At 67.9% G+C, this 23,251-nt stretch carries 24 protein-coding genes, 1 tRNA gene and 2 riboswitches; of the genes, 8 read left to right on the forward strand and 17 right to left on the reverse strand.

What is annotated here, in order from left to right:
- Positions 1-59 precede the first annotated feature (59 nt).
- From ACSHWB_RS04085 to ACSHWB_RS04095, 3 genes are all read right to left on the reverse strand, one after another.
- Entirely contained in the window at positions 60-182 is a 123-nt protein-coding gene (locus tag ACSHWB_RS04085) for a hypothetical protein (protein ID WP_439660751.1), read from the reverse strand.
- A 565-nt stretch (positions 183-747) separates the two neighbouring features.
- A tRNA-Leu gene (locus ACSHWB_RS04090) sits at positions 748-821 on the reverse strand.
- A gap of 55 nt (positions 822-876) precedes the next feature.
- Positions 877-1,158: a metal-sensitive transcriptional regulator gene (locus tag ACSHWB_RS04095; RefSeq protein WP_382419475.1), complete on the reverse strand. Its 282-nt coding sequence runs from the start codon at positions 1,156-1,158 to the stop codon at positions 877-879.
- A gap of 323 nt (positions 1,159-1,481) precedes the next feature.
- Between ACSHWB_RS04095 and ACSHWB_RS04100 the strand changes: the two genes are divergently transcribed.
- Positions 1,482-1,823 (forward strand): histone-like nucleoid-structuring protein Lsr2, encoded by a 342-nt coding sequence (locus ACSHWB_RS04100; protein WP_093597089.1) that lies wholly within the window; start codon positions 1,482-1,484, stop codon positions 1,821-1,823.
- Between the two features lie 109 nt (positions 1,824-1,932).
- Here ACSHWB_RS04100 and pabB read toward each other — a convergent pair whose 3' ends face one another.
- The 3 genes from pabB to ACSHWB_RS04115 all read right to left on the reverse strand — a co-directional run bounded on the left by pabB (position 1,933) and on the right by ACSHWB_RS04115 (position 5,382).
- Positions 1,933-3,918 carry an aminodeoxychorismate synthase component I gene (pabB, locus tag ACSHWB_RS04105; RefSeq protein WP_439660752.1) on the reverse strand — a complete coding sequence of 662 codons (1,986 nt, stop codon included), beginning with the start codon at positions 3,916-3,918 and terminating at the stop codon, positions 1,933-1,935.
- Positions 3,919-4,009: 91 nt separating this feature from the next.
- Positions 4,010-4,888, reverse strand: coding sequence for a hypothetical protein (locus ACSHWB_RS04110; protein WP_439660753.1), 879 nt, complete (start codon positions 4,886-4,888; stop codon positions 4,010-4,012).
- Entirely contained in the window at positions 4,885-5,382 is a 498-nt protein-coding gene (locus ACSHWB_RS04115; RefSeq protein WP_439660754.1) for a SigE family RNA polymerase sigma factor, read from the reverse strand. The genes ACSHWB_RS04110 and ACSHWB_RS04115 overlap by 4 nt, the downstream gene beginning before the upstream one ends.
- Before the next feature lie 89 nt (positions 5,383-5,471).
- Here ACSHWB_RS04115 and ACSHWB_RS04120 point away from each other — a divergent pair, with 89 nt between their 5' ends.
- From ACSHWB_RS04120 to ACSHWB_RS04135, 4 genes are all read left to right on the forward strand, one after another.
- Complete coding sequence (locus ACSHWB_RS04120; RefSeq protein ID WP_439660755.1) at positions 5,472-6,656, forward strand: metallophosphoesterase; 1,185 nt, start codon at positions 5,472-5,474, stop codon at positions 6,654-6,656.
- A 107-nt stretch (positions 6,657-6,763) separates the two neighbouring features.
- Entirely contained in the window at positions 6,764-7,930 is a 1,167-nt protein-coding gene (locus ACSHWB_RS04125) for a type III PLP-dependent enzyme (RefSeq protein ID WP_439660756.1), read from the forward strand.
- Between the two features lie 34 nt (positions 7,931-7,964).
- On the forward strand, positions 7,965-8,360 hold the full coding sequence (gene speD / locus ACSHWB_RS04130; protein WP_319977204.1) for an adenosylmethionine decarboxylase: 396 nt from the start codon (positions 7,965-7,967) through the stop codon (positions 8,358-8,360).
- Positions 8,361-8,389: 29 nt separating this feature from the next.
- Positions 8,390-9,205 carry a spermidine synthase gene (locus ACSHWB_RS04135; RefSeq protein WP_439664510.1) on the forward strand — a complete coding sequence of 272 codons (816 nt, stop codon included), beginning with the start codon at positions 8,390-8,392 and terminating at the stop codon, positions 9,203-9,205.
- Positions 9,206-9,257: 52 nt separating this feature from the next.
- Here ACSHWB_RS04135 and ACSHWB_RS04140 read toward each other — a convergent pair whose 3' ends face one another.
- From ACSHWB_RS04140 to ACSHWB_RS04150, 3 genes are all read right to left on the reverse strand, one after another.
- Positions 9,258-11,306 carry a prolyl oligopeptidase family serine peptidase gene (locus ACSHWB_RS04140; protein WP_439660757.1) on the reverse strand — a complete coding sequence of 683 codons (2,049 nt, stop codon included), beginning with the start codon at positions 11,304-11,306 and terminating at the stop codon, positions 9,258-9,260.
- A gap of 139 nt (positions 11,307-11,445) precedes the next feature.
- A complete protein-coding gene (locus tag ACSHWB_RS04145; RefSeq protein WP_439660758.1) occupies positions 11,446-12,216 on the reverse strand; it encodes a DUF1295 domain-containing protein in 771 nt (256 codons plus the stop codon).
- Complete coding sequence (locus tag ACSHWB_RS04150) at positions 12,213-13,439, reverse strand: class I SAM-dependent methyltransferase (protein ID WP_439664511.1); 1,227 nt, start codon at positions 13,437-13,439, stop codon at positions 12,213-12,215. The genes ACSHWB_RS04145 and ACSHWB_RS04150 overlap by 4 nt, the downstream gene beginning before the upstream one ends.
- Before the next feature lie 154 nt (positions 13,440-13,593).
- On the opposite strand from ACSHWB_RS04150, the gene ACSHWB_RS04155 reads away from it, so the two are divergent.
- Positions 13,594-14,271 carry a COG4315 family predicted lipoprotein gene (locus ACSHWB_RS04155; protein ID WP_439660759.1) on the forward strand — a complete coding sequence of 226 codons (678 nt, stop codon included), beginning with the start codon at positions 13,594-13,596 and terminating at the stop codon, positions 14,269-14,271.
- 167 nt (positions 14,272-14,438) lie between these two features.
- Here ACSHWB_RS04155 and glyA read toward each other — a convergent pair whose 3' ends face one another.
- The 8 genes from glyA to ACSHWB_RS04195 all read right to left on the reverse strand — a co-directional run bounded on the left by glyA (position 14,439) and on the right by ACSHWB_RS04195 (position 21,452).
- Positions 14,439-15,704: a serine hydroxymethyltransferase gene (gene glyA, locus ACSHWB_RS04160; protein ID WP_439660760.1), complete on the reverse strand. Its 1,266-nt coding sequence runs from the start codon at positions 15,702-15,704 to the stop codon at positions 14,439-14,441.
- Positions 15,705-15,717: 13 nt separating this feature from the next.
- The gene (gene gcvT, locus ACSHWB_RS04165) at positions 15,718-16,812 is read right to left on the reverse strand and encodes a glycine cleavage system aminomethyltransferase GcvT (RefSeq protein ID WP_439660761.1); all 1,095 of its coding nucleotides are present in this window, start codon (positions 16,810-16,812) and stop codon (positions 15,718-15,720) included.
- 99 nt (positions 16,813-16,911) lie between these two features.
- Positions 16,912-17,002, reverse strand: a riboswitch (glycine riboswitch).
- Between the two features lies 1 nt (position 17,003).
- A riboswitch (glycine riboswitch) is annotated at positions 17,004-17,109 on the reverse strand.
- A gap of 45 nt (positions 17,110-17,154) precedes the next feature.
- On the reverse strand, positions 17,155-17,457 hold the full coding sequence (locus tag ACSHWB_RS04170) for a DUF3817 domain-containing protein (protein ID WP_093597120.1): 303 nt from the start codon (positions 17,455-17,457) through the stop codon (positions 17,155-17,157).
- 14 nt (positions 17,458-17,471) lie between these two features.
- A complete protein-coding gene (locus ACSHWB_RS04175) occupies positions 17,472-17,852 on the reverse strand; it encodes a hypothetical protein (protein WP_439660762.1) in 381 nt (126 codons plus the stop codon).
- A 169-nt stretch (positions 17,853-18,021) separates the two neighbouring features.
- Positions 18,022-18,513 (reverse strand): transcriptional regulator, encoded by a 492-nt coding sequence (locus tag ACSHWB_RS04180; protein ID WP_090012227.1) that lies wholly within the window; start codon positions 18,511-18,513, stop codon positions 18,022-18,024.
- A 164-nt stretch (positions 18,514-18,677) separates the two neighbouring features.
- Positions 18,678-18,857, reverse strand: a complete 180-nt coding sequence (locus tag ACSHWB_RS04185) for a hypothetical protein (RefSeq protein WP_030476968.1) — start codon at positions 18,855-18,857, stop codon at positions 18,678-18,680.
- A 337-nt stretch (positions 18,858-19,194) separates the two neighbouring features.
- The gene (locus tag ACSHWB_RS04190; RefSeq protein ID WP_439660763.1) at positions 19,195-20,319 is read right to left on the reverse strand and encodes a CaiB/BaiF CoA transferase family protein; all 1,125 of its coding nucleotides are present in this window, start codon (positions 20,317-20,319) and stop codon (positions 19,195-19,197) included.
- Entirely contained in the window at positions 20,316-21,452 is a 1,137-nt protein-coding gene (locus ACSHWB_RS04195) for an acyl-CoA dehydrogenase family protein (RefSeq protein ID WP_439660764.1), read from the reverse strand. The genes ACSHWB_RS04190 and ACSHWB_RS04195 overlap by 4 nt, the downstream gene beginning before the upstream one ends.
- 106 nt (positions 21,453-21,558) lie before the next feature.
- Between ACSHWB_RS04195 and ACSHWB_RS04200 the strand changes: the two genes are divergently transcribed.
- Both ACSHWB_RS04200 and ACSHWB_RS04205 read left to right on the forward strand, forming a co-directional pair.
- On the forward strand, positions 21,559-21,993 hold the full coding sequence (locus tag ACSHWB_RS04200) for a GNAT family N-acetyltransferase (protein WP_439660765.1): 435 nt from the start codon (positions 21,559-21,561) through the stop codon (positions 21,991-21,993).
- Positions 21,994-22,048: 55 nt separating this feature from the next.
- Positions 22,049-23,251, forward strand: a complete 1,203-nt coding sequence (locus tag ACSHWB_RS04205) for an acetyl-CoA C-acetyltransferase (RefSeq protein WP_439660766.1) — start codon at positions 22,049-22,051, stop codon at positions 23,249-23,251.

A 23,251-nucleotide genomic window follows, 5' to 3' on the forward strand; every position in this document is an offset into this window, starting at 1 on the left:
AGAACTCCCGCACACGTTCATGCAATCCAGCACGAACCGTAGCGGTCCCCGAGTACCGCTCACATCCGCCGTTCGGCCTTGATCAACGGCGGATGTGAGCGGAAGTCCACAAAGGTGCGTCCGGCGCGCTCCTGGAAGCGCGGCGTGAACGGGTCCACCCCCGACGGGCCACGTTGCGTCACAACGGTTCCCGGCATACCGGCGCCGCCGAACCTGAACCGTCGTTGAACAGCCAGTGACCGACCTCGGCACCGACGGCGATCTCCCGCACTCCTGCGCGGTGATGGCCCGGTTCCAGGCGCGTATCTCCGTCAGGTCGCCCTGCCAAGCCTTAGCAGGGGCCGAACCTGCGCCACACCGTCGACGTAGACGGGTCGTCCCCAGCGAACCAACTGGCAACCGCGGGGTCCGAAGCCTGCGCGAGCGCCACCGAGGCCAATACCCCCTGCACCGCCAATGCCAAACCCAGCCCAATGCCGAACAGACACCTCACAACGAGCCCCCCAAGCGATCCGCGCGCCCTCGACAACACACGAACATCAATGCGCCGGGAGCCATAGACGCACATCCCACCCGAGCAACAGTGATTCACCGATTCCACTTTGGAATGGGGCCGAGCGAAGCGATGCCACCGGGGGTCCGGGGGGCGCAGCCCCCCGGCTGGGGTCTGGGGGCTCGGCCCCCAGAAAACACCACGGGCGAGGTACAGGTCTGCGCTTTCCGCAGACATACCTCGCCCGATGACCGTGCCCCCGGTGCGACTCGAACGCACACTGGACGGATTTTGAGTCCGCTGCCTCTGCCGATTGGGCTACGGGGGCGTAGCTGGGGTGAACTGTAGCGGATCACCCCAGCGAGTTTCTTCCCAGGGGACCCCTAGGACTTAACGAGCCTGCCGATGGCCGCCGAGGCCTCTGCCAGCTTCTCCTCGGCCACCGAGCCGCCTTCCGCCGCTGCCTGGGCCACACAATGCTTCAGGTGCTCGTCGAGCAACCCCAGCGACACGGCCTGCAGCGCCTTCGTGGCCGCGGAGATCTGGGTGAGGACGTCGATGCAGTATTCGTCGTTCTCGACCATGCGCTGGAGACCGCGGATCTGTCCCTCGATGCGGCGCAGTCGCTTGAGGTATGCGTCCTTGTCCGCGGTGTACCCGTGCATCGGCTCCTGACCTTCCCTACCCCTGGCGGGTATGTCGAGGATACCTGCACCGGATGGGGGTGCGTTATGTGCGACGCTGCTCCGTCAGCTGGAATGGGGAAGCGTCCGGCAAGCCCAGCAACGGGTCGAAGTGAGACGACTAGCAGCACATTTTGGACCCATAACACCCGTGTGGTTTACCGGGTAAATGCCCCGACCGGGCGGTTGGGTCACATTTTAGCGGCGAAAGGTTCGCCGTTTTTCCTCGTGTGGACTATGGTGTTGTCGAAGCACGTGGTTACGTCGAGGATCCGCGTGCTATGTGAGTACCCAACGGAGGAACAGTGGCACAGCAGACCGTCGTCCAACTCATCGACGACCTCGACGGCGGAGAAGCCGACGAGACCGTGACCTTCGCACTTGACGGTGTCGAGTACGCCATCGACCTGTCGAAGGGAAATGCGGAGCGGCTTCGCGAGTCGCTGTCGGACTTCGTCGGCAAGGCTCGTCGTGCGGGTGGCCGCAAGCAGCGCAAGGGCACCGGCAAGTCCACGGTCAAGGCCACCGACAAGGCTGAGGCGCAGCGCATTCGTGACTGGGCTCGCGCGCAGGGGCACCAGATCTCGGACCGCGGCCGCATTCCGCAGAACCTGGTCGTGCAGTTCCAGGAAGCGCACGCCTCCTGACCTGCGCGGACACGCGAGGTTTCCACACGTCGGCCGGTTCGCCGGCCGACGTGTTAACCCGAAGACTTAACACATCCCGGTTCGTTCACACTATCCCCGGAACGCGGGATCAACGGCCGGGAAAGTGCGCTCCGAACAGGCGTGACACGGCAGTGGCCTTGACCGCTGTCTCCTCGAATTCCTCGTCAGGGTCGGACAGCGAGATCACCGCTCCGCCCACACCGAAACTCACCTGGTCGCCGTTCGTGACCAGCGTTCGGATGACGATGCTGAAGTCGGCGGCTCCGTTGAGCGAGAAGTAACCGAGCGCTCCCGAGTACACCCCACGTGGACCGGCTTCCAACCCATCAAGGATCTGCATGGTCCGGATCTTCGGCGCACCGGTCATGGATCCGCCGGGAAACGCTGCTCGAACACATCGGACGGCAGAACTGTCCTGGCGAAGTCGGGCCCGCACGGTGCTCACCAATTGGTGTACGGTCGCGTAGGTCTCGACGTCGAACAACCGCGTCACCTCGACAGAACCGACTTCCGCGCACGTGCCGAGATCGTTGCGGACGAGGTCCACGATCATCAGGTTCTCCGCGCGGTCCTTGACTGATCGCGCCAACGTTGTGCGCAACATCTCGTCGTCTGACGCATCAACACCTCGGGGGCGTGTCCCCTTGATCGGCGATGACTCCACGACGCCATCTCGGTCCACCCGGATAAATCGTTCGGGTGACGTGCTGAGCACGGAGAGGTCACCGAAACGCAGGAGCGCCCCGAACGGAACGGGATTTGCGGCGCGAAGCAGCCGATATGTGTCCCACGGGTCGAGCGACGCACGCCACGACATCATGTTCGTCAGGCACGCCTCGTACGTCTCCCCCGCGGTGATCGCTTCCTGGCAGGCGTTGATCAGCTTCAGGTAGTGCGCGCGCGGATGCCGCAACGTCACGTCGGACACGCGCGGCTGTGATGGTTCGGCCAATGGGCTCAGTCGAGTGAGAACCGCCGATACCTCGCTGAACCAGCTGTCATCGGACAACGACAGCAAATAGACGCAATCATCAACGTGATCGATGACCAGCGCACGGTCCGTGAACACGAACGACGCGTCTGGCTGTTCCGCGCGGTGTGCGAAGTCGCCACCGCACTCCGCCTTCAGCTCGTAGCCGAGGTATCCGACCCATCCCAGGGTGAAATCGAACGGCACGTCCGGCTGCTCCACGCTCCACGACGCGAGGTCGTCGTCCAGCCAGGAGAAGAAAGAAGGACAGGGGCGCGCGGTGCCGTCGAGCGTGAGCACCTGGTCCGGCACGGAGTACTGCGCGACGCGGGCGAGCGGCCCCGACGCGTCGCCCATGAACGAGAACCGCCCGCCGGATCCGCTGTCCAGCCAGAACGCGGCCTCAGAAGCCCCGTACAGCGCCGCGAACGCCTCTTCCGCGTCCACGGTCGTGGCGAGCTTGCGAACGTGCACAGGGCGCTTCTGAGGCGTTGAGCGAACCAGCACCGGTTCGGGCACCGCGGCGGTCCTCGTCGGGGTCAGCACGGCGAAGTTCGCGAGCATCTCGCGGCCGAACTCGGTGCAGATCGACTCGGGGTGGAACTGCACGCCCCACGCGGGTCTGTCCAGAGCGCGCACACCCATCAGCACGGAGTCGTCGCTCCACGCGATGGCTTCCAATGAAGAAGGCAGATTCGTGACGGCCAGCGAGTGATAGCGCACGACGTCGAACGGCGAGGGCATCCCCGCGAACACGTCGACACCGGTGTGCGTGACCGGCGAAACGATCCCATGACGCGGCACGGGCGCGGGCCCCACAACAGCGCCGTACGACAAACACAGCCCCTGATGCCCCAGACACACGCCCAGCAACGGGATCTCGGCGTGGTCGATCACCGCGCGGCAGAGGCCGAAGTCGGCGGGATTACCGGGCCGGCCGGGGCCTGGCGAGATCACCACGTTGTCGAACGACCGCAGTGAGGCAAGCCGAAAGCGCGGGTCGTCGTTGTGGACGACCACGGGCTCGGCACCGTTCACCTCAGCGAGGTGCTGGAAGAGGTTGAACGTGAACGAGTCGTAGTTGTCGATGAGCAGGGTCCGCATTCCAGGGCGGCACTTTACCTGCCGAAACACTCGAAAGGAGCAACGAGAGAGGGCGGCCACAGAACGTGACCGCCCTCGTGTTCCACCGTGGTCAGCTCCCGAGGAGGAACTTCGCGTCCGTGGCCATGGACGCGAGCTCGCTCGCCGGGAACGGGTTGCTGTCGAGCCCGGGGTAGCCGCTGCCCTCGTAGCTCGCGTTCTGCGCGATGTTCACCGTCCAGCCGTTGGGGGCCTTGTAGGACATCCACTGCATCACGCGGCCCTCCTCCTGACTGAAGGCGTCACCGACCTGCACACCGTTGACGTCGCGCACCTTGCACGTCGCCTTGCTCATGCCCCAGAACTGCTTGGCGAGCGCACACGGATCGGCCGGATCCGTCGGCTTCGGCATCGAGACCTCGGCGAGCATCATGCCGACCTTGCCGTTCTTCTGGACCGGCACGTGTGCCGTGTAGACCCAGACCTCCGGCGTCTCGCCCTTGTCCGTCGAGATCTGCGCCTGGGTGCGCTGCATCTCGCCGTTCTGGTACTCCGGCGCCTGGTACTTCAGCTTGGGCGTCTCGAACCCGCCGGCCTGGGCGGATGCCGTGAGCGCGTTCAGCAGCAGCACGCCGCGGTCGGCCTGCGGCCCGTTGGTGGCCGTGCGGTCGGACTGCCCGACCGGCCACTGCTCGCCCCACTGCGTGTCAGGCATGCCGGCGCCGACGCCGGCACTGGAGCTGGAGCTGGAACTGCTGCTCGGCCCCGCACCGACCAGGTAGTCCTTCGTGCCCTGCGGGTTCAGCGCGAACGCCGACCCGAGGCCGACACCGACCACCAGCACGGCCACCGCCGCGCCCGTGATGGACGCCCGCCGCTTGGAACGGGCCTTGTGCGCCCTGTCGAGCGCGATGCCCGGATCCATCGAGGGCGGCGGGCTGCTCGCCACCACCACTTCCTGAAACGCTCGTTTGAGGTCCTGTTCGTTCATCGAACCCTCTCCTGCTCTGAAAGCAGGCCGCGCAGCGTCTGCAGCCCCCGCGCGGCCTGGCTCTTCACGGTTCCTTCCGAACACTTGAGGACAACGGCCGTCTGTTCGACGGACATGTCCTCCCAGTACCGCAGGACGAGGCACGCACGTTGCTTCGGAGGCACCTTCGCCAGCGCCTCCAGCAGCACCATCCGTTCCTCTGGGTAGACGCCTGGAGGAGCGGCCGAGTCGGTCAGGTCGTCACTCGCCGACTCGAACCGGAACCACCCGCGCCGTCGCTCGGACAGGAACGTCCGCACCACGATCTGCCTGGTGTAGGCGTCCAGCGCCTCGTGCCGCTCGACCCGTCGCCAAGCCAGGTACAGCTTGGTGAAGGCCTGTTGCACGAGGTCTTCCGCGCGATGCCAGTCGCCGCACAGCAGGTATGCCGTGCCGCGCATGACGTCGGAACGGGCCGCGAAGTACTCCTGGAACGCGGCGTCCCGGTCACTCATCAGGTCTCCCCCTGTCTGCGGTGCCGGGATAGTCACGCCACCTGGGGCCTGGCAGGTTGCACGAAGTTCTCAAAACGCATACTGATGTCGTGATTTTCCTTTTGCTCCTCGGTGTCCCCACCGCGCTGGGCCATTTGTACCTGTGGCGGCGGCTGGTCGTGGACACCACGCGTCCCCGCACGCTGGGCCGTCGCATCGGCACGCTGGCGATCATCGGCGCGTTCGGGATGATGATGAGCGCCCTGGTCGTGACGCGCAGGGTGCCGCCGGAGCTCGGGAAGTTCTTCGCGTGGCCCGGATACCTCTGGCTCGCGATGCTGTTCTACCTGGCGCTCGCGCTCGGCATCGCCGAGATCCCGCGCCGGATCCTGCTGAAGCGGGCCACCCTCACGCCGGTGGCCGTCGGCGCCGGTCCCGAGGCCGCCGAACCCGTCGAGATCGTGCCGGACCCGTCGCGACGGCTGTTCATCGCGCGGTCGGTGGCGATCGGTTCCGGCATCGCGGCGGGCGGCGTCGTCGGCTACGGCATGACCCAGGCGCTGGGTGACCCGCAGCTGCTGAACGTGCCCGTGACGCTGAAGAAGCTGCAGCCGTCGTTGTCCGGTTTCCGGATCGCGGTCGTGAGCGACATCCACCTCGGGCCGCTGCTCGGGCGTTCGCACACCGAACGGATCGTGCGGATGATCAACGAGCAGGAAGCGGACATGGTCGCGATCGTCGGCGACCTGGTGGACGGCACCGTCGCCGAGCTGGGCGAGGCCGCGGCACCGTTGCGGGACCTGGTGTCCAAGCAGGGCAGCTTCTTCGTGACGGGTAACCACGAGTACTTCTCCGGCCACGAGCAGTGGATCGCGGAGCTCGACAGGCTCGGCGTGAACCCGTTGCGCAACGAGGGTTTGACGATCGCCGGCGGCATCGAGGTCGTGGGCGTGAACGACGTGACCGGCAAGTCCTACGACGACGGGCCGGACTTCGGCCGTGCACTCGCGGGACGCAACCGGAACAACCCCGTAGTCCTGTTGTCACATCAGCCCGTGCAGGTTACCGACGCGTCTTCACACGGCGTCGACCTCCAGTTGTCCGGTCATACACACGGTGGACAGATGGCGCCGTTCAACTTGTTCGTGCCGCTGCAGCAGCCCAGTGTCGCGGGGCTGTCGAAGGTGGACGACACGTGGCTCTACACCAGTCGTGGCGCGGGTTTCTGGGGTCCGCCGGTGCGGGTCGGCGCCCCTCCGGACATCACGATGGTCGAGCTTCGTTCTGCTGGCTAAATCACACTCGGCTGGACTGGCTTGCGCACTTTCGGTGTCCAGGCCGTAGAGTGGACGGCCGTGCCCGCGTACGGACGCGAGGCGGATGAAGGGGGAACCCTGGGGAAATGACCGAGAGCTTCGCCGTTGACCGGCGTTACGAGGCAGAGGCTCGTATTCGGCGTTTCCTGGACCAGGAGAACCCGTCGACACCATGTCTGGTGATCGACCTCGAGACGATTCGCGCGCGCTACCAGGCGATTCGCGCGGCACTGCCGTCCATCGACATCTTCTACGCGGTGAAGTCGAACCCGGAGTCCGACGTGGTCGGCACGCTGGTCGCGGAAGGTTCGCACTTCGACGTGGCATCGCCCGCGGAGATCGACCTGTGCCTGGCGCGCGGCGCCGCGCCGTCGTCGATCTCCTACAGCAACCCCATCAAGAAGGCCGCTGACATCGCGTACGCGTACTCGCGTGGCGTGCGGATGTTCGTGTCCGACAGCGAACAGGACGTCCGGTTCGTCGCCTCGCACGCGCCCGGTTCGTCCGTGCTGGTGCGGATCCTTGTCCACAGCAAGGGTTCCACGTACCCGTTCGGCAACAAGTTCGGTTGCGATCCGGAGATGGCGACGGATCTCTTGCGGCTGGCGCACGAACTGGGGCTCGTTCCTCTTGGTGTCGCGTTCCACGCGGGCTCGCAACAACTCTCCGTCGAGGGCTGGGACTCCGGCATCGCCGACGCGGCCCTGATCGCCGCGAAGCTGCGCGCGGAGGGCATCGAGACGTCGACGGTGAACCTGGGCGGCGGCCTTCCCGCCGTGTACCAGGAGTCCACGCCGTCGCTGGATGACTTCGCCGCCGCCATCGAGGCTTCGGTCGCGCGGCACTTCGGCTCGTTCCGCCCCAGGGTGATGATCGAGCCCGGCCGGGCGATCTCCGCCGAGGCCGGGATGATCCGTTCGTCGGTCGTGCTGGTGTCGCGGAAGTCCTATTCGGACGAACGCCGCTGGGTGTACATCGACATCGGCCGCTACCAGGGCCTCGCCGAGACCGAGGGCGAGGCGATCGCGTACCGGCTGCGCACCTCGCGGGACGGCGGCCCGGTGGGGCCGATCGTGCTGGCAGGCCCCACCTGCGACGCGGACGACGTGATCTACCAGCACACCCGCTACGACCTGCCGCTCGACCTGCAGGCCGGCGACCACGTGGACATCCTCCACGCGGGCGCCTACACCTCCTCCTACTCGTCCGTGTGCTTCAACGGCTTCCCGCCGTTGGCCACGTACTGCGTATAAGCCTGTTCGCAATTCACATAGTTTGGAGTGATTGATGTCCGAAGCGCCCTGTCAGACCGAGGAGACCGTCGGTTTGTTCGCGGGACAGCACGTACTTGCAGAGCTCTCGGGTGTGAGCGCGGATCTGCTCGACGACGAGCAGTTCCTGCGGCACGCCCTTGGTGAGGTTCTCACGCAGGCCGACGCAACCGTGCTGGAGGTGATCTCCAAGAAGTTCGATCCCCAAGGAGTCACCGTGCTGGCCCTGCTGTCGGAATCCCATGCGTCGATCCATACCTATCCCGAAGTGGGTTCGGTGTTCGTCGACGTGTTCACCTGCGGTACTCGTGCGAAGCCCGCGCTGGCCGTCCAACTACTCGCTGACGCGCTGGGCGCTGCTCATGTGAGCACGGACCTCGTCACTCGTGGCGTCAAGGAGCATGTCGCGTGAACACGATCAACGAGCCGCTCGCCGAGGGCATGACCCGCCACTGGCAGGTGGACGAGGTGCTGGTCGACACCAAGACCGACTTCCAGCACCTGGTGATCGCCCGCACGGCCCAGGGCCTGTCGCTGTTCTGCGACAACGACCGCCAGTCGACGGAGTTCAGCCAGCTGACCTACCACGAGGCCCTGATGGTGCCGGCGCTGCTGCTGGCCGACACCGTCGAGCGCGTGCTGGTCATCGGCTCCTCCGAGGGTGTCGTGTGCCAGATGGCCGTGCAGCACGGCGCAACCGTCGTCGACCACATCGACATCGACGAGCAGGCCGTGAAGCTGTGCGCGGAGCACCTGCCCTACGGGTACACCTCCGCCGAGCTCGCTGAGGCGGAGAAGGGCTCCGGCCCCATCCGCGTGCAGTACATCGACGGGTTCGAGTACATCCGCACGACGTCGGAGAAGTACGACATCGTGCTGGTGGACCTGCCCGACGAGCGCGAGGAGGAGGCGCAGCACAACCGCCTGTACGGCGCGGACTTCCTGCGCATGTGCAAGGCGCTGCTGCGTCCCGGCGGCGTCGTCGTCAACCAGTCCGGCTGCCAGACGATGTGGCGCAACACCACGCTGATCCGCTCGTGGCAGCGGTTCAACGAGGTGTTCGACACCGTCGCGTACTACGGCTCGGACGAGCACGAGTGGGCGTACCTGTTCGGCCGCGCGGACGTCGTCGAGGACCCGACCGCGTTGATGGTCGAGCGGTTGAAGACGGCCGGGTACCAGCCGGAGTCGATCGACGACCTGGCGTTGCTGGGCAACAGCATCCCGCCGTACCGGGTGCGGCAGTCGCTGGCCTGATCTGCGTTGCCGAGAGGGGCGCTTCCCGTTCGCGGGAAGCGCCCCTTTCTCGTCAGCCCAGTGACTGCTTGAGGAACTCGACCTGCAGCAGGAGCAGGTTCTCCGCCACCTGTTCCTGCGGGGTCATGTGCGTGACGCCCGAGAGCGGCAGCACGGTGTGCGGGCGGCCGGCGGCCAGCAGCGCGTTGGACAGGCGCAGGGTGTGGGCCGCCACCACGTTGTCGTCGGCGAGGCCGTGGATGATCATCAGCGGGCGGGAGAGCTTGTCCGCGTCGGCGATGAGGGAGTTCGCGTCGTAGACCTCGGGCTTGTCGTCCGGGTGGCCCAGGTAGCGCTCGGTGTAGTGGGTGTCGTAGAGGCGCCAGTCGGTCACCGGGGCGCCCGCGATGCCCGCGTGGAAGACGTCAGGGCGGCGCAGGACGGCCAGTGCCGCGAGGTAGCCGCCGTAGGACCAGCCTCGGATCGCGACCCGCGTGAGGTCGAGGTCCTGCTCGACCGCCGCGGCGGCGTGCAGGGCGTCGACCTGGTCCTCCAGCGTGGCGCCGGCGAAGTCGTACGCGATCTCGCGTTCCCAGGCCAGGCCTCGCCCCGGCGTGCCGCGGCCGTCGGCGACGAGGACCGCGAAGCCCTGGTCCGCCAGCCACTGCGAGGCCAGGAAGGCGTTCTGGACCGAGAGGACGCGCTGGGCGTGCGGGCCGCCGTACGGGTCCATCAGCACCGGCAGCTTGGTGCCGGGGACGTGCCCGTTGGGCAACAGCAGGGCGGCGCGGATGGACCGTTCGCCGAGGGTCAGCATGCGCGGCGACGCCTTGAGGACAGGCGTGTCCGCCCACGACTCGATGACGTGCTCACCGACTCGCGCTCGTGAGCCGAACGAGTCCAAAGTGGCCGATATCTCGACAACCGTTTCGCCGCCCCGAACCGCGGAGTGCACACCGTCCTCAGTGGACAGTTTCCTGGTGTCGGCGCCGACGTCGTAGACGTGCACCTGCGTCGGGTCCTCCGCGGAGGCCGAGACGAGGATCGAGCCATCGGCGATGTCGAGAACCCGGCGCACCTGCAGGCCGGACGTCAGGACGTCGTCGCCCACCTGGAGCGCGTACTCGTCGCCCTGCCCCACGATCCGCACGAGGCGGCCGTCCGGCGTCCACGCCGGGGCACCGTCCGTGACCTCGAGCCACGTCGGGTCGGTCTCGACCGCGAGCTCGGTGACGGATCCGGTGTCGGGGGCGAGCGTGTAGATCCGGCGGGTGCGCTGGTCGCGGTCCTGCGTCGTGACCAGCGGGGCGCCGCCGGACGACCAGTGCACGTCGTTGAGGTAGTCGAACTCGATCAGCACCGGGACGAAGGTGCCGTCGAGCGACACCACGTGCAGCGACACCGAGGCGTTGGTCGTGCCCGCCGACGGGTAGGCGATCTCGGTGGCCGCCGTGCCGGGGTTGGCCGGGTCGGCGATGTACCAGCGCTGCACCTCGGCGTTGTTGACCCGCGCGGCGATGAGACGCTTGCCGTTCGGCTCCCACCAGTAACCGCGGTAGCGCGACATCTCCTCGGCCGCGATGAACTCGGCGAGGCCGAACGTCACGTCCTCGCCGTCAGGAACGGCGACCGCGTAGTCCTCACCCGAGTCCAGCTCGACCACCCGCAACGTGCCGCGCGTGACGTACGCCACGCGCTGCCCGGTCGGGTCGACCCGAGGGTCGATGACCCCGCCTTGCGTCGGCAGCTCCCTCACGACGCCACTCGTCAGGTCAGCCACGAACAGCCGGCCGGACAGGGCGAACGAGGCCACCGAGGCGTCCCGGGAGAGCGCGTACCCGACCAGTCCCGCGCCGGACTCACGCGTGCGCTCGCGGCGCGCCTTCTCCTCGGCGGGCAGGTCCTCCGGATCGGACAACAGCGCCGCCGGGTCGGCGACCAGCCGCTCTTCGCCGGTCGCGGTGGTCAGTTCCCAGAGCCCGTTCGCACGGCTTGTGGCCGTGGCCGGGCGCAGGAAGAAGACACGTGCGCCGTCGGCTGACACCGCGAAGGTCCTCGGTGCGCCGACGGTGAACCGCTGGGTGCGCGCCTGTTGGCGCGGGAAGGAGATGTCGTTGCCCACGCCCCACACTAACCCGCGCGCGAGGAGCGCGCGGGTGCCTGCGAGGTGCACTGCTTCGCACGTCACAGGCACCGCGACGCGAACAGCCCCGCCGGATCGCAGGCTTCTCGGCGTGTTCGCGGACCCGTGCGAACGCCGCCTAGCCCACCTTGCTCTTCGGCGGCAACGGAATGAACCCGCTGGTCCGCCGCACGTACTCGGCGTACCCGGGCCGGCGCGACACGATGTCCTTCTCCAGCAACGGTTTGCCGCTGCCCTTGGCGAGCAGCCAGGTCATGACCACCGGCCCGACGATCGTGAGCGCGGCAAGCCACGAGTGCAGCGCGAACAGGTACAGGCCCCACCACACGACGGAGTCGCCGAAGTAGTTCGGATGCCTTGTGTAGCGCCACAAGCCGCGGTCCATCACAGCGCCCTTGTTCGCCGGGTCCGCGCGGAACCGGGAGAGCTGCCAGTCACCAATGGCCTCGAAGGCGAAGCCGACCATCCACACGCCAGTGCCGATCCAATCCAGCACTCCGAACGGGGCCGAAAGGTGCTGCGCGGCCTGGACGGGGAGCGAGACGATCCACATCAGCACGGCCTGCAGGAGGTAGACGCGGTACATCCGCAGGCGCGGGTTTCCCTTGGCGCGCTTGAGGATGTCCTGGTAGCGCGGGTCCTCGTCCTTGCCCCTGTTGCGCGAGTGGATGTGCACGCCCAGGCGTACGCCCCACACCACGGTGAGCGCGGTGACCACCCACTGCCGGGTCGGTTCGCCGTCCGCCAACAGCAGCGTGATCACGGCGATCACGGCGAAACCCGGGCCCCAGACCGAGTCGATCAGGTCGTAGCGCTTGCGGGAGTCCGCGTACAGGAACAGTCCGCTGAGCAGCAGCAGAACAGCCAGGAGGCTGATCAGGAAGCTCATCGGGCCACCAGCTCACGACGGACGCGAGGCATGCCGCTGCGCCCCGCCTCGCTCCTGCGCACCGCGAGGATCTGGTCCACGCCCATCCTGCCCTCCTCGAACGTCAGCGCGCCTCCGGCGAGGTACAGCCGCCAGACGCGCGCCTGGCCCTCGCCGACCAGCGCGACGACCTCGTCCCACCGCTCTTCGAGAGTCTCTGCCCATGCCCGCACGGTCCAAACGTAGTGCTCGCGCAACGCGTGCACGTCACGGATCTCCAGGCCGGCGGCTTCGAGGAAGCCGGTGGTGGCACTGACCGGTCGCATGTGCATGTCCGGCGCGACGTACGACTCGATGAACGCCCCGCCGCCCGGTGCGTTGTGGCCGCGCGACATCTGTTGCAGCAGCAGGCGTCCCTCCGGCTTGAGCAACCGGTGCAGCGTCGCGGCGTACTCCGGGTAGTTGCTCTCACCGACGTGTTCGCCCATCTCGATGGTGGAGATCGCGTCGAACGGCGCGTCGCGCACCTCGCGGTAGTCCTGCAGCCGCACCTCGACGCGATCGGTCAGGCCCTCGGCCTCGATGCGGCCGAGGATGTGCGCGCGCTGCTGCGCGGAGATCGTCACGCCGGTCGCGTGCACGCCGTAGTGCTTCGCGGCGTGGATGATCATCGAACCCCAGCCGCAGCCGACGTCGAGCAGGCGCATGCCCGGTCGCAGGTCGAGCTTGCGGCACACGAGGTCCAGCTTGTTGTGCTGCGCCTGCGCGAGCGGCTCGTCCTCGGCCGTGAAGTACGCGCACGAGTAGGCCATGCTCGGGTCGAGCACGAGCTGGTAGAACGCGTTGCTCAGATCGTAGTGGTGCGAAATGGCATCACGGTCGCGGCTCTTGGTGTGCAACGCACCCCGCAGCCGTGCCTCCTCCTTCGGCGCGTCCGGGTTGCGGCCGAGCACCTTCAGTTGCAACGCGAGCTTCGCGACCTCCGAGATCCGAGGCCGGCGGGTTACTCCCCGCCGCACGAGCCCCCAGATCTGGGAGAGCCCCTCGGCGAGATCACCCTCCACGTCGAGCTCCCCGCTCACGTACGCGCGCGCGAGCCCCAGTTCGTTCGGGCTCCAGACGAGCCTCCGCAACGCGTCGCGGGAGCGGATCACGAGCACCGTGCCGTCCTGCGGCCCGGCGACGCTTCCGTCCCAGGCTCGAAATCCGATCGGCAACGGCGCACCCAGCACCCGTTCGGCCATTCCCGCCAGCTGACCAGCGACGACCACCCTGCACCTCCTGCGTGACCTGACTCCGCCAGACGTTCGAGACGGAAGGAGGTTCGGTTCGTTTCTGAACCGAGACGCAACCCGGGCCGTATGGCCTCGATAGAGCGAACGGATGGACGAGGAGGACATGAGTGTGATCCGACGTAACCGCATTGCCATCGGGCTCGCCGCGGGACTGGCAGTTGTGCTGGGTCTGGGTGTCTGGAGCGCCACTGGCAGTGGCACGAACTCCAAGCCGGTGGCACAAACCGAAACCGATCTGGGCGTCCTCGGTGACTACGGCGACGTGGGTCAGCCCCCGGTGCTCCAGGAGCCTGCGCAAGCCCCCGAAACCCCTGCCCAGCAGCAGGCCCCGGTAGTCCCGGCCGCGCAGCCCCCTGCGGCGCAGCCCCCAGCAGCAGCCCCGGTCAGCACGTTGAGGCTGGTCGGCAAGAGCGTGGACAAGATGGGCCAGGTCGTCCAGGACGGCGATGGCCGCACCCTTTACCGCTTCGACAAGGACGTCCCGAAGCCGGAAGGCAAGTCCAACTGCAACGACCAGTGCGCCGTGACGTGGCCCCCGATGCTCGCGGAGACGATCCCTCAGCTGGAGGGCGTCGACTCGAAGCTGGTCTCGCTGATCACCCGCGCTGACGGCAAGAAGCAGGTCGCCATCGACGGTTGGGCCCTGTACACGTACTCGAAGGACCCGGCGCCGGGCAAGTGGGCCGGCCAGGGCATCGGCAACACGTGGTTCGTGATCCAGCCCAACGGCAAGCGCAACGTCGAGTGCCTCCCGCCTGGTGTGACGGTTCCGGCTGCGTAACCCCAAAGCATCCCGATAGGACGGTCCTTCTGAGACACACGACACCCTGACACGGTGAGACCCCGGCCCTGGGGAAGGGGCCGGGGTTCCCGTCGTTTCGCTCCCAGGGTCACCAAAGCCGAAGGGGCGCCACCAGATCTCCGGTGGCGCCCCTTCGGTCTGTCGGATCAGAGCGTGGAGTACAGCGGGTGCTTGGCCGCCAGCACCTCGACGCGCGCACGCAGCTCGTCGATCGCCGCGCCCGGCTTCAGGGCCTCCGCGATCACGTCGGCGACCTCGATGAAGTCCACCTCGCCGAACCCGCGGGTGGCCAGCGCCGGCGTGCCGATCCGCAGACCGGACGTCACCATCGGCGGACGCGGGTCGTTCGGGACGGCGTTGCGGTTGACCGTGATGCCGATCTGGTGCAGCACGTCCTCGGCCTGCTTGCCGTCGAGCTCGGAGTTCACCAGGTCGACGAGGACCAGGTGCACGTCCGTGCCGCCGGTGAGCACCTTCACGCCGGCCGCGGCGACGTCCGCCTGCGACAGACGCTCCGCCAGGATCCGCGACCCCTCGAGCGTGCGGCGCTGGCGGTCGGCGAACTCCGGCGAGGCGGCGTGCTTGAACGCCACGGCCTTGGCCGCGATCACGTGCTCCAGCGGGCCGCCCTGCTGGCCGGGGAACACCGCCGAGTTGATCTTCTTGGCGATGTCGGCGTCGTTCGACAGGATCACGCCGCCACGGGGACCACCGAGGGTCTTGTGGGTCGTGGTCGTCGTGACGTGCGCGTGCGGCACGGGCGACGGGTGCAGGTCGGCGGCGACGAGGCCGGCGAAGTGCGCCATGTCGACCATCAGGTAGGCGTCGACCGAGTCCGCGATGCGGCGGAACTCGGCGAAGTCCAGCTGGCGCGGGTAGGCGGACCAACCGGCCACGATCAGCTTCGGGCGGTGCTCGGTCGCGAGGCGCTCGACCTCGGCCATGTCGACGCGGCCATCGGAGTCCGCGACGTGGTACGGCACGACGTTGTAGAGCTTGCCGGAGAAGTTGATGCGCATGCCGTGCGTCAGGTGGCCGCCGTGCGCGAGGTCCAGGCCCAGGATCGTGTCGCCGGGCTGGAGCAGCGCGAACATCGCGGCCGCGTTGGCCTGCGCGCCCGAGTGCGGCTGGACGTTCGCGAAGCCGGCGCCGAAGAGCGACTTGATGCGCTCGATGGCGAGGCGCTCGACGACGTCCACGTGCTCGCAGCCGCCGTAGTAGCGACGGCCGGGGTAGCCCTCGGCGTACTTGTTCGTGAGGACGGAACCCTGGGCCTGCAGCACCGACACGGGCGTGAAGTTCTCCGAGGCGATCATCTCGAGAGTGCCCTGCTGGCGCGCCAACTCGGCCGCAACGGCTTCGGCGACCTCGGGGTCGTACTCCGCGAGGGAAGCGTTGAACTGGTCGGACATCTGGAGAATCTCCCTACTTGGCGCGCTTGTAGAACGGAAGTGCGACGACCTCGACGGCCTGCTTCTTGCCGCGGACGTCCACCAGCAGTGGGGTGCCGGGCTCAGAGCTGGCACGGGTCACGTAGGCCATGGCGACGGAGTAGCCGAGGGTCGGGGACAGCGCGCCCGACGTCACCTCGCCCACGACCTCGTCGCCGTTGAGCACCGCGTAACCGTGACGCGGTGCGCGGCGCTCGGGGGTCTTCAGTCCGACCAGGACCGAGTCCACACCGGACTCCGACACCTTGGTCAGCGCTTCGCGGCCCACGAAGTCGCCGGGCTTGTCGAGCTTCACGACGCGGCCCAGGTTCGCGTTGTACGGCGTCAACGACGTCGTGAGCTCGTTGCCGTACAAGGGCATCCCGGCTTCGAGACGCAGCGTGTCGCGGCAGCCGAGACCGCACGGCTTGAGCTCGTGCGCCTCACCGGCGGACAGCAGCGCCGCCCAGACGGCCGGCGCGTCGGCGGGCGCGACGAACAGCTCGAAGCCCTCCTCGCCGGTGTAGCCGGTACGGGCGAGCAGCGCGTCGACGCCGGCGACCGTGGACGGGTACGAGGCGTAGTACTTGACCGTCGCCAGGTCCGTCTCGGTCAGGCCGGACAGGATCTCGACGGACTTCGGGCCCTGGATCGCGATCAACGCGTAGTCGGTCGAGGAGTCGGTGACGACGGTGTCGAATCCGGCGGCGCGCTCGACCAGCGCGTCAGCCACGACGGCGGCGTTCGAGGCGTTCGCGACGACCATGAACTCCTCCTCGCCCAGGCGGTACACGATCAGGTCGTCGATCACGCCGCCGTCGGCCTGGGTGATCATCGTGTAGCGGGCCTTGCCGACGGCCAGCGCGGAGATGTGGCCGACCAGCGCGTAGTCGAGGGCCTCGCCGGCCTGCGGACCGGTCAGCACGATCTCACCCATGTGCGTGAGGTCGAACAGGCCCGCGGTCGTGCGCACGGCGTGGTGCTCCGCGAGCTCTGACGAGTAGCGCAGCGGCATCCGCCAGCCCGCGAAGTCGGTGAACATCGCGCCGAGCTGCTCGTGCTCGGCGTTCAGAGGCGTGAGGCGGGACATCAGAACGCTCCTCCAGGGTGCGCCGAAGAGCCGGACGCGGCCGGCTGAGGCATCAGAAGAATGACACGGTCCATCGGAGACTCCTCACTAGAGCGAGCCTCCCCCTCTGTCATGAGCCTGAGAGCTTCGCCGCGCGGAGCGCGACTTGCACCGTGGGCGAGGCCGCTGATGGGCCTGCTTTCCAGAGTTGCCTTCGTCGCGCGGTACCTGTGCCTGAGAGATTCCGGGGAGGGATTGCTCCTTCGGCGCCCACCCGGGATGAACGAACTCCCGAGGGGTCTCTTCCGCGCGACATCGACGGCCGTGTTCAGTTGTCAGCCCCAGACGCTAGCAGGCCAAACGTCACAGCGGGACGCCCTGCGCAGTCTTCTCGACCACCTTGCGCTCCGCCCAGAAGGACAGGAACGGGACGGTGCCGGCGAGCAGCACCAGCAGGGTGCCCTTGATCGACCAGCGGAGCTTGAGCGCCAGGTCGACGGAAATCACCAGGTAGATGGCGTAGAGGAAGCCGTGGATCGGGCCGACGACCTTCATCGCGCCGCCCATGTCCGCGGCGTACTTGAGCACCATCGCCACGACCAGGAGCAGCAGGAAGACTCCGACCACGTAAGCCATGACCCTGAACCGGGTCAACGCACCCTTCATCTGCCCGCCTTCGCTCAACGACCGTCCCGCGCGTTGAGGTTCGCGAGCATGCGGTTGTAGGCCGCGAGCTCCGCGTCTTCTTCGTCGTCGAGGTACTCGACAGGCGCGGGTTTGACGGCGTCAACGGTAGCCACTGGGCGTGGAGCAGCCGCAACCGGCTCCGGTGCGAGTTCCTCGTCACGGCGCTGGCGTGCCAAACGACGGAACCGCCACACCATGAAGAGGGGGAAGAGGCCGAAGAGCGGCCACTGGAGCACGTACCCGAGGTTCTGGAACGTGCCGCTGGCGGACTCGAAGCGCTGCCACTGCCACCAGGCGAGTCCGCAACAGGCGACCAGCGCCGCCACACAGGCGAACGCGATCAGCACACGTTGGGGAGTAAAGAGGCCGCGCACGACCTCAACACTACTTGGGTGAGGCCTCCTGACGGAGGCCACCCCGTGGGGGATCCGGGGGCTCGCCCCCGGCTGGGGCGTGGGGGCTTGGCCCCCACAAGACACGCGAAGCGATCGAGGTGAGCGCATTCCGCGAACATGGGGGCCCCAATCGTGGAGCCCCGGTCCACTACGCCACGCCGTCCCGGCGCTGCCTCTGCAGACGAGCAACGCACCAAGCCGCGGCGGAGCCACGACGAAGGTGCTGGAGAACCGTCATCGGTCCCAGGCGCCTCCCGAGATCGGCAGGAGACAGACCCGCCGCGCGGTAGTCGAGCGCGCGCTGGTCCAACGGGCTGATGCCCGCGTCCCACCACTGCTCGGCCTCGGCGACGTCGCCCACCAGCTGCCAGTAGCTCGCCGCGGCGGCGAGCAGTGCCTCGGGTGCCTCCGGCGCCCGCTTGCGCATCGCGGCCACGTAGGCCGGATCCGCCGAGTCGACCTTGACCAAGCCACGCGACCCGCTCCTGCCTCCCCGCTGCACGGGGATGCCTGGCGCCGAGGGGGGAGCCTCCGCGAGCCACGCGTTCTTGATCCGGTTCACCTCCTGCATCTCTGCGTCATCAGACCGTTCAGCCGCCCACTGCTGCAACAGCTCGTGGACCCCGGAGTCCTCGACCATATGTGCCTCCTCGTCGGTCGGGGATCGGCCATTGCAGCGGAAGGTATTCGGTAGGTCTGACAATCGCCAGACCCTGAATCCCCAGAACACCCGTTACCAGTGCGTGATTGGCCTCATTCCACCCATCCGGCTCAACGCAGACGGCCGAAGATCACCCACCGTCACTAGCTGAGCGGGGTGGCCGTGCCGAAGAGGCTCCTGATGAAGGTGATGATCGACTCCGCGCCCTGACGCAGCCAGCCGAGGACCTGCTGCACCGCCGAAGCGGACTGCTCGGGCTGGGTGATCAGGAGGAACAGCACCAGCGCGACGCCCGCCAGCACTAGCACCTTCTTGAGGTTCACAGGTACCTCTCCGTCCGTGTGGTTCACCGGTCAGGCGGCGGACCGCCCGTGTCACCCGTCATGGTCCCTCATTCACCCTTGCGATGAACAACGACCACGCCCAAGTCGTGCCAGGATCCACCAGCCACGCACGCCTGCGTGACGGCCAACGTCACCCGAATGGCGGCTAAAGAGGGGCGTCAACAGCGCCGATGTCCTGGGCACGAGGTGAACACGGACACCCTCGCATCCCACAGCTTGGAAGAGAGACAGTTGCACCGGGCCTCACCCGGATGCCGAAGTCCCCCCATCACGCACTGTCACGCTCTCGTGGCGTTATTAATGCGCACCCGAACATTCATCCAATTACTCCAGACCGCCGCAGTTCCATAATCCTGTCGGCCGCCACACCCATGTCGGCAAGCACTTCATCGGTGTTCGTTCCGGTCGGAACAGGAGCCGTGGGAACCGTGGCGGGAGTGCGGTCGAAGCGAGGCGCCGGCGCCGGGTGCGGCGAGCCCGACACGTCCACGAAAGTGTCGCGTGCGGCGTTGTACGGGTGATGTGCCGCCTCGGCGGGGGTCAGCACCGGGGCCAGGCAGGCGTCCGTGTCCCGCGCGAGGTCCGCCCACTCGTCCCGCGGCCGGGTCTTCACCGCCGCCGCGATGCGTTCCCGCAGCTCAGGCCAGTTCGCCGGATCGTTGCGCGAGGGCGCGTCCTCCAGGCCCAGCACGCGCACCAGGTCGGCGTAGAACCTCTCCTCCAGCGCGCCGATGGCCACGTACCGCCCGTCCGCTGCCTCGTAGACGTCGTAGAACGGCACTCCACCGTCGAGCATGTTCTCGCCGCGCCCGCCCGACCACATGCCCGCGGACCGCATCCCGTGCAGGAACGTCGTCAGCAACGCCGCCCCGTCGACCATCGCGGTGTCCACGACCTGGCCACGCCCGGAGCGCTCCCGTTCATACAGTGCGGCGAGCACGCCGAGGGCCAGCAGCAGCCCTCCCCCGCCGAAGTCGCCCAGGAGGTTGATCGGGAACGACGGCGGCCCGCCGGCCCGTCCCAGCGGCTCCAGCGCGCCCGCTACGGCGATGTAGTTGATGTCGTGGCCGGCGCGGTCGGCGAGCGGCCCGTCCTGGCCCCAGCCGGTCATGCGGCCGTAGACGAGGCGCGGGTTGCGGGCCAGGCACTGCGCGGGGCCGATGCCCAGCCGTTCGGTCACGCCCGGCCGGAAGCCCTCGATCAGCACGTCCGAGCGCTCGACCAGACCGAGGACGAGCTCGGCGCCCTCGGGTGTGCGCGTGTCGATGGCGATCGAGCGCCGGTTGCGGCCGAGGAAGTCACCGGGGACGGTCTGCACGCTCCCCGGCTTGTGCACCTGGACGACGTCGGCGCCGAGGTCGGCCAGCACCATGGCACCGAACGGCGCGGGCGCGAGGCCGGCGAGCTCGACGACCTTCAGTCCTGCGAGAGGCCCCGTCACAGGGACCTCGCGATGATTTCCTTCATGATCTCGTTCGTGCCGCCGTAGATCCGCTGCACGCGGGCGTCGGACCAGGCACGTGCGATCGGGTACTCGTTCATGTAGCCGTAGCCGCCGAACAGCTGCACGCACTCGTCGACGACCTTGCTCAGCCGGTCGCTGGCCCACCACTTCGCCATCGCCGCGGTCGGCACGTCCAGTTCGCCCTTCAGGTGCTTCTCGACGCACTCGTCGATGAACGCCCTGGTCACGGCCGCCTCGGTGGCGCACTCGGCGAGCTTGAACCGGGTGTTCTGGAACTTGATCAGCTCCTTGCCGAACGCCTTGCGGTCCTTCACGTACTTCAGCGTGACGTCCACGGCGGCCTCGATGCCCGCGATGCAGCAGACGCCGATGATCAGGCGTTCCTGCGGCAGCTGCTGCATGAGCTGGATGAACCCGAGGCCCTCCTGCTCGCCGAGGAGGTTCGAGGCGGGCACCCGCACGTCGTCGAAGAACAGCTCGGCGGTGTCCTGGCCCTTCATGCCGACCTTGTCGAGCACGCGGCCGCGCCGGATGTCGTTCTCCACGACGAGCAGCGAGATGCCCTGCGCGCCCTGGGCGGGGTCGGTCTTGGCCACCACGATCACCAGGTCGGCCTGCACGCCGTTCGTGATGAACGTCTTCGAGCCGTTGATGACGTACTCGTCGCCGTCCCTGATGGCCTTCGTCCGGATGCCCTGCAGGTCGGAGCCCGCACCGGGTTCGGTCATCGCGATCGCGCCGACGTACTCACCGGACGCGAGCTTGGGCAGCCAGCGCTGCTTCTGCTCCTCGGAGCCGTAGGAGTTGAGGTAGTGGGCGACGATGCCGCTGTGCACGCTGTTGCCCCATGAGCTGTCGCCGGCCCGTGCCTGCTCCTCCAGCAACACGGCCTCGTGGGCGAACGTGCCGCCACCGCCCCTGTACTCCTCGGGGATGCTCAGGCACAGCAGCCCGAGATCGCCGGCCTTGCGCCACAGGTCGCGGTCGACCTGCTTCTGCTCGGCGAAGCGTTCCTGGTGCGGCACGACCTCCTTCTCCATGAACGTGCGGGCGAGCTGGCGCAACTGGTCCAGGTCGCTGTCCATCCACCGCGATCGACGCTCTGCCATGCGGTCCACGTAACCACCGGGCGGTGATCCACGCCATGACCGCCGCGCCTGCGCGTGGCCGAAAAACTGAGCGAAATTCCCACCCCGGTCGTCCAGACTGCCTCGTATGCAGATCCACCAGGTCATGCCGGACGACTGGGAACTCTGGCGTGACGTCCGCCTGGAAGCACTGACCGCCGACCCGGACGGGTTCGGGTCCACACTGGCCCGCGAGCAGGCGTACACCGAGGACGACTGGCGGGAGTCCGTCGAGCGAGGCCTGAAGCTCGTCGCGCTCGCCCCGGAACCCGCCGGGCTGGTCGGGGCGGCCTCCAAGCCGAGCGGCCTGGAGCTGTACTCGATGTGGGTGCGGTCGTCGCATCGCGGCCGCGGCATCGGAGAAGCGCTGGTCAAAGCCGTGCTGGCGTGGGCGGTCGAAGAGGGCTGGAAGGTCGTGCGGCTGCGCGTGTATGACGACAACGAGCCCGCACGGCGGCTCTACAAGCGGCTGGGCTTCGTGGATGCCGACGAACCCGAGTACATGGAGTGGACCGTGAGCTAATCGGTCACCCTTCACGGTCATGGCCAGCTCCCATACGCGGGCCTAGCGTGGTGTCATGAGCGAAGCCTTGATCTTCGACGCGGTGCGCACGCCGCGCGGCAAGGGGAAGCGCGGGTCGCTGCACAGCGTCAAGCCCGTGGATCTGGCCGCCGGTGTGCTGCGCGCGCTGTCCGAACGCAACTCTCTCGACACCTCCGCGGTGGACGACGTCGTGTTCGGCGTCGTGTCCCCGCTCGGGGAGCAGGGCGGCGACATCGCCCGCACCGCCGTGCTGGCCGCCGGCTGGGACCAGCGCCCAGCCGGTGTGCAGCTCAACCGGTTCTGCGCGTCCGGCCTCGAGTCGGTGAACCTCGCCGCGGCCAAGGTCGCGTCCGGGTTCGAGGACCTGGTGGTGGCCGGTGGCGTCGAGTCGATGTCGCGCGTGCCGATGGGCTCCGACGGTGGCGCGTGGGCGATCGACCCGCAGACGAACTTCGACCTGTCGTTCGTGCCGCAGGGCGTCTCGGCCGACCTGATCGCGACGCTGGAGGGCTTCTCCCGCACGGACGTCGACGCGTGGGCCGCCCGGTCGCACGCCCACGCGTTCGAGGCGCAGAAGAACGGCTGGTTCGAGCGGTCCGTCGTGCCGGTCGTCGACCAGAACGGCACGGTGGTGCTCAAGGAGGACGAGACGATCCGTCCCGAGTCCACTGTGGAGTCTCTCGGAAGGCTCAAGCCGAGCTTCCAGTTCCACGGCGACCTCGGCTACGACACCGTCGCGATCGACCGCTACCCCACCGTCGAGCGCATCAGCCACGTGCACACGCCGGGCAACTCGTCGCAGATCGTCGACGGCGCCGCGGCGATGCTGATCGGTTCCGCGGCCACGGGCAAGGCCCTCGGCCTGACCCCGCGCGCCCGGATCGTCTCCGTCGCCGTCGTGGGCACCGAGCCGACGATCATGCTCACCGGGCCGGCACCGTCCGCGCGCAAGGCGCTGGACAAGGCAGGGCTCTCGGTCGAGGACATCGACCTGTTCGAGGTCAACGAGGCGTTCTCGTCGGTCGTGCTGAAGTTCCTGCGGGACATGGACATCCCCGAGGACAAGGTCAACGTCAACGGCGGCGCGATCGCGCTGGGCCACCCGCTCGGCGCCACCGGCTGCATGATCCTGGGCACGCTGCTGGACGAGCTGGAGCGCCGGGACCTGCGCCGCGGCCTCGCCACGTTGTGCGTGGGCGGCGGCATGGGTATCGCGACGATCATCGAGAGGGTCTGA

Source organism: Lentzea sp. HUAS TT2 (assembly GCF_051853195.1).
Taxonomy (GTDB): Bacteria; Actinomycetota; Actinomycetes; order Mycobacteriales; family Pseudonocardiaceae; genus Lentzea.